Below are 12,745 nucleotides of genomic sequence, written 5' to 3' on the forward strand. Positions count from 1 at the left end.
TCCTGGAACTATGAGCTTTGTTGAGGGTTCGGCAACTCGCTTGGCAGGACGCCATGAACCCAGCACCAATTATCCAAGATAATTAACCATGGCCAGTGGGCTATGGAATTTAGGTGCTGAATGAATACGCCCATGTTGATCCCATGCTCCCTCAGTTAGCGTTAGGCGAGGGACCACATACTCCTCAGGTACTGCCGAAATTTGATATAGTGAAAAACCGCTCGACTTCATTAAAGATGCGGGGGTGACTGTCGGAAATCCCGCAACTAAAACATTTGGAATTTAGGAGCTGGATGAACCCATATATGGAACCTGGCGATAGCCTGAACACCATGACCCAGCACCTCCAGGAAATTAGCCGCCTTTTCAATCAGATCGGAGTAAAAGCTACCTTTAATCGACGCAAAAAAAAACCCCGAACCGTGTAACGGCCCGGGGTTTTATATTTGGCGGAGCGGACGGGACTCGAACCCGCGACCCCCGGCGTGACAGGCCGGTATTCTAACCAACTGAACTACCGCTCCTAAGTCTGTGGTGGGTGCTGAGGGGATCGAACCCCCGACCCTCGCCTTGTAAGGGCGATGCTCTCCCAGCTGAGCTAAGCACCCGACTAAAGAAGCATTAGTTTACAGCATCTTTTAAAGATTTGCCAGCTTTAAATGTAGGAATTTTTGCAGCACTAATGGTGATTTCTTCACCTGTTTGCGGATTACGCCCTTTGCGTTCTGCTCTTTCTTTGACAGAAAACGTACCGAAACCAACCAACGCTAAAGAATCGCCTTTGCTTAAAGCTGTTGTTACCGCACTTAAAAAACCATCTAAGGCACGACCGGCATCCGCTTTCGTTAATCCTGATGAATCCGCGATAGCATCAATAAGTTCAGATTTGTTCATTATTCCCCCTAGGAAATTATTAAAGTTAATTGTATAAGCAAAGCGCTTATTCTCTTATGCCGCCCCCCCGCTACATAAGAAAGCGAACATTTATATCAACACGACTCCTTAAGTGTCAAGCTTTAAACTCTCCAGACCAGGAATTTTCCGGTTTCAAGCACACTTTAACAAAAAAAGGCCGATTAATGCGCGGTTACATTCTGTTTTTTTGCTTTAGCAGCCGCTTCGGTTTTTTTAGCATGTTCAATCGATTTTTTCTTATTGCCGGGAACCGGCATGTACTGCAACGCTTCAACTAAGACCTCATCGATCCAGTGTACACATTTAATCGCCAGCTTTTCCTTGATATTCGCCGGAATCTCGGCTAAGTCTTTTTCATTTTCCGCCGGAATCAACACCGTAGTAATACCTCCGCGATGAGCAGCCAGCAGCTTTTCTTTCAAGCCGCCGATAGGCAACACTTCACCTCTTAATGTGATCTCCCCCGTCATTGCTACACTAGCCTTGACAGGTATTTTGGTCAACGCGGAAATAATCGCGGTACACATGCCGATACCGGCACTGGGCCCGTCCTTCGGAGTCGCGCCTTCAGGGACATGAATATGAATATCGTTTTTTTGAAAAACTTCATTATCGATATCTAGCACAGCCGCACGACTTCGAACCACCGTCATCGCCGCCTCGATAGACTCTTTCATCACATCGCCGAGTTTTCCGGTTGCGGTTTGCTTGCCTTTACCCGGAATAACAGCCGTCTCAATCGTCAGCAATTCGCCGCCAACCTCGGTCCACGCCAAACCGGTCACTTGACCGATTTGATCATGCTCTTCCGCCAATCCGTAATTGAAACGCCTAACGCCCAAATATTTATCCAGGTTAGTCGAATCAACCAGTACCTTAGCGTCTTTTTGTTGAAGCAACAAATCCTTAACGACTTTGCGGCAAATTTTAGAAATCTCTCGCTCCAAGCTTCTGACACCGGCCTCTCGCGTATAGTAACGAATAATATCCCTAACCGCCGACTCATCAATATCGATTTCTTTTTCTTTCAAACCGTTATTTTTGATTTGCTTGGGAATCAAATAACGCATCGCGATATTGATTTTTTCATCTTCAGTGTAGCCGGCGAGACGAATAACCTCCATGCGATCAAGTAATGCCGCCGGAATATTCATCGTATTAGCCGTCGCTACAAACATCACATCGGACAGATCGAAATCCACTTCCAGATAATGATCCGAAAAGGTGTGATTTTGCTCGGGATCGAGAACCTCTAACAATGCCGACGCCGGATCGCCACGAAAATCGGCAGCCATTTTGTCGATTTCATCCAACAGAAACATGGGATTACGCGTCTTCACCTTAGCCAAATTCTGCAGAATCTTGCCGGGCATGGAACCGATATAAGTACGCCGGTGCCCACGAATTTCAGCCTCATCCCTGACCCCGCCTAAGGCCATGCGTACATATTTGCGGTTGGTTGCACGCGCAATCGATTCGCCCAATGAGGTCTTGCCTACACCAGGAGGACCCACTAAGCATAAGATAGGCCCCTTCAAGCGTTTAACTCTTTGTTGCACGGCCAAATACTCAAGAATCCTTTCTTTCACTTTTTCAAGTCCGTAATGCTCGGCTTCCAATACCTCTTCCGCTATTTTTAAATCATGCCTGACTTTGGTTTTCTTTTTCCATGGCACATTAACCATCCAATCGATATAGTTACGCACCACAGTCGCTTCGGCCGACATCGGCGACATCATTTTCAACTTATTGAGCTCAGCGGTCGCCTTCTCTTTCGCTTCCGCCGTCATGCCTGCCGCATTGATTTTCTTTTCAAGCTCTTCGATTTCGTAAGGCGCATCGTCCATTTCACCCAATTCCTTTTGTATCGCTTTCATCTGTTCATTCAGATAATACTCCCTTTGGTTTTTCTCCATTTGTTGCTTGACGCGCCCGCGAATACTCTTCTCCATTTCGAGCAAATCGACCTCTCCCTCCATCAGCGTCATCAATGCTTCCAAACGCTGCTGAATATCGGACAATTCCAAGATCGTTTGTTTATCGGAAACTTTCAGCGTCATGTGAGCCGCCACGGTATCGGCGAAACGCCCCGGATCGTCGATACCGGCCAACGCATTCAACACCTCGGGAGGAATCTTGTTGTTCAGCTTGACATATTGATCGAAAGATCCCATTGCAGTACGCTGCAATACTTCCTGCTCTTGCTCGGACATCGTAATAATGTCATTAATCTCGGAGACCAAAGCCGAGAAATAACCGTCGGAAAATTCGTATTTATCCACTTGGCAGCGCTGACTTCCCTCCACTAGCACTTTTACAGTTCCGTCAGGCAATTTAAGCAATTGGAGAATATTCGCCAATGTCCCCACCTGATATAAATCGGTGAAATCGGGATCATCGACTTCGGCTTCTTTTTGTGCGACTAAAAGCACTTGCTTGTTATCCTTCATTGCCGAATCGAGCGCGACAATCGATTTTTCCCTTCCCACAAATAATGGAATCACCATGTGCGGATAAACCACGACATCTCTTAACGGCAAAACCGGCACGATCATTTTTGTTTGATGTATAACTGTCATTTCAATAAGCTTCCGCAAAAGGGGTTATTAATTATTCATGAATAACTTTAATATAAGGCCACTTATTAAAATAGCAAGTTTTGAGCGAATAACCATCGCAATTAAGCAAAAAAGGGCTTTATATGTATATATAAAGCCCTTTCTTATTCTGAGAAATATGCTACACGATAAGGCTTGTAGTGGCCGGTAACTCGCCTGACTAGCGCCTAAATTACCAAGGTAGTTACTAGCTAATGAGCTATCGTATTGCAGATTTGTATAACGCTATGGATAACGGAAGTCCTGCACCGAAGTTTAATTAGCAAAAGGGATATCAGGAGTCCGAAGCCGCTTTTTTTATCTCGGATTCATAAACCAAAATTGGCTTAGATTCGCCCGATATCACGCCCTCATCCACGACGACCTTTGTGATATTTTCCGCTGAAGGCAGATCATACATCGTATCCAACAGGACATTTTCAACGATGGTCCTCAACCCTCTTGCTCCGGTTTTTCTTTCCATAGACTTGCGAGCAATGGCATGCAAAGAATCTTCTCTAAATTCCAATTCAGCCCCTTCCATTTCAAATAAGTGCTGATATTGTTTGACGAGGGCGTTCTTAGGTTCGGTTAAGATCTTGACTAACGCTTCCTCATCCAATTCCTCAAGCGTTGCAACAACCGGCAGACGACCGACAAACTCGGGAATCAAGCCATACTTGATCAAATCCTCCGCTTCGACCTGGGCAAAGATTTCACCGACATTCTTGTCGTTATCCTTAGCCTTGACCTCGGCGGAAAAACCGATGCCGCCTTTCTCGGAACGGGCCTTGATCACACGATCCAATCCCGCGAACGCGCCGCCTACGATAAAAAGAATATTCGCCGTATTGACTTGCAAAAACTCCTGCTGAGGATGCTTACGTCCGCCTTGCGGAGGCACTGAAGCAACCGTGCCTTCGATCAGTTTCAATAACGCTTGCTGCACACCCTCACCGGAAACATCACGCGTTATCGACGGATTGTCGGCCTTCCTGGATATCTTATCGATTTCATCGATATATACGATACCCGATTCCGCCTTTTCGACATCGTAATCGCACTTCTGCAGAATTTTTTGAATGATGTTTTCGACATCTTCGCCGACATAACCGGCTTCGGTTAATGTAGTCGCATCGGCAATTGTGAAAGGAACATCCAGCAATCTTGCCAATGTTTCAGCCAACAGGGTTTTCCCCGAACCGGTCGGACCGATCAGCAAAATATTACTCTTCGCCAACTCGACTTCATCTTTCTTGGATTTACTGCGTAAACGTTTATAGTGATTATAAACCGCAACAGCCAAAGTTTTTTTAGCACGCTCCTGCCCGATGACATATTCATCCAGCACGGTTTTAATTTCTAACGGTTTCGGCAGAGAGCCATCGCCTTCTGAAGACTCATCCAACAATTCATCCCTGATAATATCGTTACACAACTCGACGCACTCGTCGCATATGTATACCGAGGGACCTGCAATCAGTTTTCTGACTTCATGCTGGCTTTTACCGCAAAAAGAACAATAAAGAAGCTTGTCGTCATCTTTACCGCTTTTGTCATTACTCATAAATAGACTCCCACATCCCCCAAGACTGAAGTATTCGCATCAATCGATTCAGTAAAAAGGATATCCCGAACATTAGCAAATTATTATTTGACAGTTTCGCCGACACGACTGGTCAAGACCTTATCGATCAATCCATATTCGACCGCATCTTGCGCACTCAAGAAATTATCCCTATCGGTATCCAAACGAATCTTTTCGATGGGCTGGCCGGTATGTAAAGCCAAAACTTTATTGAGCTTTTCTCTTATTGATAATATTTCACGAGCATGAATATCAATATCGGAAGCCTGCCCTTGGAAACCGCCTAAAGGTTGATGGATCATCATTCGCGAGTGAGGCAAACAAAAGCGTTTACCTTTAGCACCACCAGTTAACAACAACGCCCCCATACTAGCGGCTTGACCGATGCACATCGTACTGACATCAGGCTTGATAAACTGCATCGTATCGTATATTGACATACCCGCGGTTACCGAACCGCCCGGAGAGTTAATATAAAGATGAATGTCTTTATCGGGATTTTCCGATTCGAGAAACAATAACTGCGCAACAACCAGATTGGCCATGTAATCTTCGACTTGGCCCACCAAAAAAATCACGCGCTCTTTGAGCAATCGGGAATAAATATCGAACGAACGTTCTCCCCGAGCCGTCTGCTCAATGACGATTGGGACCAAACCGCCGGCCGCCTGTGGCTGCATGCTATTATTTAACTCATTTCGATAGTGCATTTGTATTCCTAAGATCTGTTACTTCTTACCCATGATAGCATCGAAACTGACTTTTTCATCGGAGACTTTAGCTCTTTCGACAATCCACTCAACGGTTTGGTCTTCCAAAACCAGCTGTCGTATTTCATTCAGACGATTTTCATCGGAATAATACCAATTAATAACATCCTCAGAGCGCTCGTAACTTTGCGCCATATCTTCAATCGTCGATCGCACTTTCGCTTCATCGACTTTAATATTGTTGGCCTGAATAACTTCGCTCAGAATCAAGCCTAAAGCAACTCTTCGGCGCGCCTGTTCCTCAAAAACATCCCTCGGTAATTCAGATTCGTCTAATTTGCGGTTTTGCTTTTTAGCGTTTTCGGCATAAGGCTTGATTATTTCCTCGACTTCCTGATCGACAAGCGTTTTCGGTAATGAAACCGAAATATTGGCATACAAACTATCCATTACGGCAGTCTTAAGATTATTACGCAACGCTTGCTTCAATTCCCGCTCCATGTTCGCCTTGACATCATTTTTGAAGGTCGTCAGGTCGCCGTCTAAAACTCCGTAATTTTTCAGAAATTCGGCGTCTATTTCAGGAACCACAGACTCTTCAACCTTGGCTACAGAAACTTCAAACTCCGCAGGCTTACCTGCCAACTTGGCGTTGCCGTATTGTTCGGGGAATGTCACGGTAAAAGTTTTGACGTCGCCGGCACTCAAACCAATCAGATTATCTTCGAATCCGGGTATCATTTTGTTGGCGCCGATCTCAACAGGATAGTCGTCGACTTTGCCATCGGTGAAATTTTCGCCTTCGCTAACACCAGAAAAGCTAATCGAAACTTGATCATTAGCTTGAGCTGGACGCTCTACAGGAGCCCAAGTTTTGTTTTGATTTCTGATTTGCTCGATCATCGCATCAAGATCGGACTCCTCGACAGACGCAACTTTTCGAACCACTTCGATACCGTCAATTCCTTGAAGAGGTATCTCGGGATAGACTTCGAACTCCGCCGTGTATTGAAAACCTTCCGACTCATCGATTGGTTGAATTTGCGGGTATCCTGCCGGTCTTAAATTTTGTTCTTGCAGGGCTTCAAAATAAGTCGACTGAATCAAATCACCGGCGATTTCTTCTCGAACTCTATCCTTGAACATTTTTTTAATGACATGCTGAGGTACTTTGCCCGGCCGAAAACCATCCAATTTGACTTCGCGCGCCAAGGATTTAAAACGGCTTTCCATTTTATCCTTAACAACCTCTTCAGGCACGCTCACGGTCATTTTTCTGCTTAATTCCGATGTTTTTTCGACAGAAACCTGCATTTTTTACCTCAGCTTATTTTGATACGATTGGATTAAGACGCCTGACAAAGGCTTAAGACTTGGAAAAGTCAACGTTGGGAACGCTAACTTGAAATGTATGTATTTAGAATTTATTGGTGCGAATGGAGAGACTCGAACTCTCACAGGCTACCCTACTGGAACCTAAATCCAGCGCGTCTACCAGTTCCGCCACATTCGCACATCAAATGAACGCGGCATTATATTCGATATACGCTATTATACAAACTTTTTTTTGAAACCCTTTATCCTAAATTCGGCAGTTTAACCATGAAGCACATGAAGTTCATGAAGGATTTCAAGAAATTACCTAAAACATTCTCGCTAAACGTTTTTGTGAGCAAAAGCTCCATACAAACGCATAACAAGCTATTGAATTAACTTCTTATTCTTCATGATCTTCATGGTGAAATGCTTTTTTTATAGGATAAACAACGAAACTAACATAGTGATTCATGAGCAATGACAGCCCACGAATCGTCATCGCCCGCTTTTCGCAACACACACTAAAGAAAAAACGCATGCATGATTTAACAAAGCTCTTGTTTTCGGCGCTGCTGCTCCATGGCTGCCATAACGTACAAGTCGAAACCGTACCGTTGTTCAACGATTTGGGCGACCACCGCTATCCGATCGCCACATCATCGACTGCGGTACAACGCTATTTCGACCAAGGCTTGATTCTAACCTACGGTTTCAACCATGCCGAAGCGGCACGTTCATTCCGTCAAGCCTATCGCTTGGAGCCGAACTGCGCCATGTGCTATTGGGGCGAAGCGCTAGTACTTGGACCGAATATTAATGCGCCGATGGACCCAAGCAGTGTCCCACAAGCCTATGCATCGGCACAAAAAGCGATGACACTCGCCGATTCGGTCTCCGACAAAGAAAAAGCCCTGATTCAGGCCTTAACCAAACGTTATGTAAAAGAGGCGCCGGCAGACCGGGCATTTCTTGATGAAGCCTATGCGGCAGCCATGCGCGAAGTGGCTCAACGCTTTCCTGACGACCCCGTCATCCTTTCTCTATTTGCCGAAGCTTTGATGGATTTGCATCCATGGGACTTCTGGACCAAACAAGGCGAGGCCAAACCGTGGACAGCGGAAATCGTATCGACCTTAGAACAGGCTCTGGCTATCGATGCCAATAATCCACTCGCCAATCATTTGTATATTCACGCTCTCGAGGCCTCACCGTTCCCCGAAAAAGCGCTTCCGAGCGCTCAGCGCCTGCCGGCCTTGGTCCCGGCTTCCGGCCATTTGGTCCATATGCCGGCGCATATCTATATCCGCACCGGGCGCTACCGCGATGCGATTCTAGCCAATCAGCAAGCTGTTAAATCCGATCACGGCTATCTGAGTCACAACCATACCGAAAGCATCTATACCCTTGCCTATGTCCCGCATAATCATCATTTCTTATGGGCTGCCGCAATCAAAACCGGACGCAAGGCATTGGCTACCCAGGCGGCCGCCGATACCGCATCCAAGGTCAAACCGGAATTATTGCGCGAGCCTGGTCTGGACGGAACATTGCAGCATTTTTCGCTGATTCCGCTTTATACGCTAGCTTTGTTCGGAGAATGGGAGACTATTTTAAAAGAGCCCTTACCGGCTGCTGATTTACTCTATCCGAAAGGCATCCGGCATTATACGCGCGGACTGGCTTTACTCAGAACAAATCAAGCCGAGCCCGCCCGTCAGGAATTGGCTCAACTTGAAAAAATCCTGAACGATCCCGCTATTGCCGAATTGAAAGTATTCGATTTAAACCCGGTCGCATCGTTGTTGCGAATCGGATCGGATATTCTGAGCGGCGAACTGGCCGCCGCAAGCAAAGACTACGACAAAGCCGCCGCCCATCTCAAGCACGCAATTGAGCTCGAAGACGGCCTCAATTATACCGAACCTAAAGACTGGTATTTGCCGCCGAGGCAGGTTTTAGGGGCTATTTTACTCGAAGCGGACCGACCGCAAGAGGCCGAACTCGTTTATCGCGAGGATTTGCGGCATCATCCGCAAAACGGCTGGTCATTGTACGGACTAGCGCAAAGCTTACGCGAACAGCATAAAAACCGCGAAGCCGATAAAATCGATACTCAGTTCCGGCACGTTTGGGCGGAAGCCGATGTCGAACTGACCGGCTCACGGTTTTAGGCAATTTTCAAGAATAAACATATCTTGATGACCCTAGGATTATTGCTCATAAACGACCTTAAAAATTTATTCACAAATCCTGTGGATAACTTTGTGCATATTTTGATGATTACCGCCTTCAACCCCCATAAGTATTACTACTCAGTTAAATTGACTAATTTTTTCGCTAGTCCATTAATACTTAAACCTAAATATCGAAAGCGTTATCCCCGCAGATTGCCGGCCTCCAGACTACAAAGATGCGGATGCCAATCACCAGGCGCCATCCCTGAGCCTAGGCAGTTAATGCCGTAACTCTGCCAGCAATTAACGGAAACATAGCTTTTTTCAAGTTATACCTATCGCACTTCAAATTTCGGCATTTGCCTATGGAGGTGCCGGGGTGTACGGCAAAGGCTTTGATAGCATGGATGCTATCATAGAGCCTACACGGACGTATTCACGGCGTCCTTTGACGGGCCCCCAGCACCGAATTTTGACCAGCAAGGGGTATACTATCCATAAAAACGCCCCACAAAACCCACGCCATTCAGTATCATTTGATCGCCAAACGTTTAGCCAAGCGATGAAGGTTTCCGCGATCGACACCAAGACGACGGGCCGTTTTCGCCCAATTCGATCCCTCTTCGAGATAAGCAGTCCTTATCAATTGCCGTTGAAACTCATCGACCGCCTGCGACAACGAAACGTCTTTAACATCAGGCATGACCGACTCGACTTGTTTAACCGTCTCATGCTTCTCTGCAAGATCCAAATCGCCAGGCTCCAGTATTACCGAGCGCCCTCGTATCGACGAGGCCCTGAGCACCGCTCGCAATATCACATGCTCCAATTCTCGAACATTACCCGGCCAACGGTAACCTTGCAGGACTTCGACAGTTTCAGCGGCCAGTCCGGCGTGAACCAAACCTAAACGCACCCTGGCCTGATTAAGGAAGTACCGGGCCAACACGGCAATATCGACGATACGTTCACGCAACGGGGCAACATGCAATGGATAGACGCTCAGTCTGTGATACAAATCGGCGCGAAAACGGCCTGCCTTGACTTCCTCTGCCAACATTCGGTTCGTGGCGGCAATGATCCGCACATCGGATCGATGACTCTTGTCGGAGCCGATGCGCTGGATTTCGCCAAATTGCACCGCGCGCAACAATTTCGCCTGTATCGTCAACGGCAATTCGCCGACTTCATCCAAAAATAGCGTACCGCCATTGGCTAATTCGAATTTACCGGCGCGGTCGTTATTCGCGCCGGTAAAGGCCCCCTTTACATGACCGAATAATTCACTTTCGGCCAAGGCTTCAGGCAAAGCCGCGCAGTTGACATAAACCAAGGGCTGCTCGGCTCGCGGCGAACGGGCATGAATGATACGCGCGATGACTTCTTTACCGACCCCCGTTTCGCCCAGCAGCAGCACGGTCAAATCGGAACCGGCGACGATATCGATCTCGCCGCTCAATTTCCGCATTGCCGGACTTTCACCCAAGGTTTGATTGCTGCGCTGTAGGTTCTCGTTGACCAACTCGCTAGCGACTAATTCACGGTGCTTCGCCAACTGCTCCAAACGATTGATATACGATTCATATCGCAGCGACACCGTTGCCAAGGCAGCAAAAATACGAAACACGCTGTCTTCGATATGATCGAAGGCACCAGCCTCCAACGAATCCGCGGACAGCACTCCAAATAGAGTGTTTTCATTATATAAGGCGCAACCGACACAGGCATGAACCCCAATCGTCCCATTGGCATCGTTACTTAGCAGACCATCATAAGGATCGGGCCTCGGGTCGTTGACCGGGAACCTAACCGGGGCCCGCGATTGCATGATGACCGATAAGCGAGGATGAAGCTCCGGTTGAAACTGCATATCAAGGACCTTGGGTACCAAGCCTCGTGTCGCGACAGGGATCAATAGCCCGTCTTGATAACGCAACAGGGCGCACGCATGATTACCGGTAATTCTGGCAAACACGTTCAAAAATTCGGTATAACGCTCATTCATCGACAAATTAGCGGTCAAGGTGAGCACTACTTCACGTATAGCATTATCCATTTCAATAATCCCAGGCTGATCCGATCAAAGTATCGTGTTATTTAGACACAAATAGAGTCAATATAACACCCCCTATTCCACCCCTCCTCCTACAGTTCATCCGACACCTGATTCAGCAAATTCGGTTGACTCACGGCAAATCGCACTCCATCAAAAAGTGTCATTATAACAACAATTTCTAACAAAATAAAAATATCTGTTATTATTCAACAACATAAATATAGGCCCGATAATTGCTTGCCTGCTCCTCAAACTATAACGGAACGCCCCAATCAACACGATCAATAGTTTATCCAGTAACGAAATCATTTACCGGCACCGTTTAAATAATAGCAATCGAATAACTCAAGACAGGAGCACACCGATGCCAGAATCAATTTTGAACACGGCGCTAAGCCCCAACACAAACAATAGCCATGACTTCGATTACCGCGCGCTCCTTACTCGTTTCGGCAAACCGCGGCGCAATCGAATCGACAGCATCATGACCGGTATATTCATATTACTCCTTCCCTTAGTATTATCGGGTTGCCAAGCGCCGCCGATCAAGGCGCCTGCATACAAAACCGCACAATTACGCCAGATCCTCGTCGTCCCAATCGAAACGCCGCCGCTCGAAGTCATTCCCGATCCCATCGACAACCGCCTACCGGTGCAGCGTCACTTTCGGAACATGGAGATCGCAACACCCTTGACCAAAAAGATCTATCTCAATCCGGGCAAGCTGCTAGTCTCGGGATTAATCAGCAACGAAGATGTCGTTACCGAGTTCGCCCCCGACATAGAACAAGACGCGCATCGCCCGTCACTCTCGCCCCTCGGTCAAGACTATTGGCTACCGAGCCAGGCTTTGGCTGAAAACCTAGTGACGCAATTGACCTTTAACAATATCAAATCCCAATTGAGTAGCCATTATTACCGGCTACCTAGCCCCACAGCTCGGTTCAGTAGCGACCCAGCCGACTGGCGCAAATCGGTTGCGCAGTGGTACGAACAAACGCAATCCTCGATCGACTACCGCTCGCTAAAGGAATCGGCCGGTTTTGATGCGGTTCTCGAAATCGGCATCGGACATTACCGAATCTTCGAAGGTCAAACAGCGCTACAAATTCTCATGCGCTTGGTCGATCCGGCCGACGGCACGGTTTACGCCAGAACCAGCGCAGAAACCTATACGGTTTCCGGCTCGTCGCAATCCCTACTCGGCAACGAAGGCCAACGTTTCAAACAACTGATTACCGATATGGGCATGCGACTCGTCGACCGCGGGCTCGGCAACATCGGGTTGCCGCTTCGGAAAACGGCTCTGAACCCATCTAAAATACCCTTCGTCGAAGCCCCGCCGGTCAATACACAATTTTAGCCTTGCCTCAATATGTTGATAGATT

The 12,745-nt window shown here is 47.2% G+C and carries 8 protein-coding genes and 3 tRNA genes; 2 read left to right on the top strand and 9 right to left on the bottom strand.

Translation table 11 applies throughout. The features are described 5' to 3' along the window. Window positions 1-447 precede the first annotated feature (447 nt). The 8 genes from MEALZ_RS14870 to MEALZ_RS14905 all read right to left on the bottom strand — a co-directional run bounded on the left by MEALZ_RS14870 (window position 448) and on the right by MEALZ_RS14905 (window position 7,323). Window positions 448-524: transfer RNA gene (locus MEALZ_RS14870), tRNA-Asp, on the bottom strand. An 8-nt stretch (window positions 525-532) separates the two neighbouring features. Further along, window positions 533-608 (bottom strand) — tRNA-Val (locus MEALZ_RS14875). A 13-nt stretch (window positions 609-621) separates the two neighbouring features. Beyond that, window positions 622-894, bottom strand: coding sequence for an HU family DNA-binding protein (locus tag MEALZ_RS14880; protein ID WP_014149474.1), 273 nt, complete (start codon window positions 892-894; stop codon window positions 622-624). A gap of 182 nt (window positions 895-1,076) precedes the next feature. Continuing rightward, a complete protein-coding gene (gene lon, locus MEALZ_RS14885; protein WP_014149475.1) occupies window positions 1,077-3,494 on the bottom strand; it encodes an endopeptidase La in 2,418 nt (805 codons plus the stop codon). Window positions 3,495-3,807: 313 nt separating this feature from the next. Continuing rightward, window positions 3,808-5,079: an ATP-dependent Clp protease ATP-binding subunit ClpX gene (gene clpX, locus MEALZ_RS14890; protein WP_014149476.1), complete on the bottom strand. Its 1,272-nt coding sequence runs from the start codon at window positions 5,077-5,079 to the stop codon at window positions 3,808-3,810. An 83-nt stretch (window positions 5,080-5,162) separates the two neighbouring features. Further along, window positions 5,163-5,810 carry an ATP-dependent Clp endopeptidase proteolytic subunit ClpP gene (gene clpP, locus MEALZ_RS14895; protein WP_014149477.1) on the bottom strand — a complete coding sequence of 216 codons (648 nt, stop codon included), beginning with the start codon at window positions 5,808-5,810 and terminating at the stop codon, window positions 5,163-5,165. Window positions 5,811-5,828: 18 nt separating this feature from the next. Beyond that, window positions 5,829-7,124, bottom strand: a complete 1,296-nt coding sequence (gene tig / locus MEALZ_RS14900; RefSeq protein WP_014149478.1) for a trigger factor — start codon at window positions 7,122-7,124, stop codon at window positions 5,829-5,831. Between the two features lie 114 nt (window positions 7,125-7,238). Continuing rightward, window positions 7,239-7,323: transfer RNA gene (locus MEALZ_RS14905), tRNA-Leu, on the bottom strand. A gap of 274 nt (window positions 7,324-7,597) precedes the next feature. Between MEALZ_RS14905 and MEALZ_RS14910 the strand changes: the two genes are divergently transcribed. Then, entirely contained in the window at window positions 7,598-9,298 is a 1,701-nt protein-coding gene (locus MEALZ_RS14910) for a tetratricopeptide repeat protein (protein ID WP_014149479.1), read from the top strand. A 535-nt stretch (window positions 9,299-9,833) separates the two neighbouring features. Here MEALZ_RS14910 and norR read toward each other — a convergent pair. After that, window positions 9,834-11,357 carry a nitric oxide reductase transcriptional regulator NorR gene (norR, locus tag MEALZ_RS14915; RefSeq protein ID WP_014149481.1) on the bottom strand — a complete coding sequence of 508 codons (1,524 nt, stop codon included), beginning with the start codon at window positions 11,355-11,357 and terminating at the stop codon, window positions 9,834-9,836. Window positions 11,358-11,721: 364 nt separating this feature from the next. On the opposite strand from norR, the gene MEALZ_RS14920 reads away from it, so the two are divergent. Then, window positions 11,722-12,720 carry a hypothetical protein gene (locus MEALZ_RS14920; protein ID WP_014149482.1) on the top strand — a complete coding sequence of 333 codons (999 nt, stop codon included), beginning with the start codon at window positions 11,722-11,724 and terminating at the stop codon, window positions 12,718-12,720. The last annotated feature ends 25 nt before the right edge of the window (window positions 12,721-12,745 follow it).

The sequence above is a fragment of the Methylotuvimicrobium alcaliphilum 20Z genome, assembly GCF_000968535.2.
Taxonomy (GTDB): Bacteria; Pseudomonadota; Gammaproteobacteria; order Methylococcales; family Methylomonadaceae; genus Methylotuvimicrobium; species Methylotuvimicrobium alcaliphilum.

What these genes read in the sequence shown, in the direction of transcription:
- clpX (WP_014149476.1), bottom strand. Translation starts at nt 5,079, where the DNA reads ATGAGTAATGACAAAAGCGGTAAAGATGACGACAAGCTTCTTTATTGT.
- MEALZ_RS14880 (WP_014149474.1), bottom strand. Translation starts at nt 894, where the DNA reads ATGAACAAATCTGAACTTATTGATGCTATCGCGGATTCATCAGGATTA.
- tig (WP_014149478.1), bottom strand. Translation starts at nt 7,124, where the DNA reads ATGCAGGTTTCTGTCGAAAAAACATCGGAATTAAGCAGAAAAATGACC.
- clpP (WP_014149477.1), bottom strand. Translation starts at nt 5,810, where the DNA reads ATGCACTATCGAAATGAGTTAAATAATAGCATGCAGCCACAGGCGGCC.
- norR (WP_014149481.1), bottom strand. Translation starts at nt 11,357, where the DNA reads ATGGATAATGCTATACGTGAAGTAGTGCTCACCTTGACCGCTAATTTG.
- MEALZ_RS14910 (WP_014149479.1), top strand. Translation starts at nt 7,598, where the DNA reads ATGAGCAATGACAGCCCACGAATCGTCATCGCCCGCTTTTCGCAACAC.
- lon (WP_014149475.1), bottom strand. Translation starts at nt 3,494, where the DNA reads ATGACAGTTATACATCAAACAAAAATGATCGTGCCGGTTTTGCCGTTA.
- MEALZ_RS14920 (WP_014149482.1), top strand. Translation starts at nt 11,722, where the DNA reads ATGCCAGAATCAATTTTGAACACGGCGCTAAGCCCCAACACAAACAAT.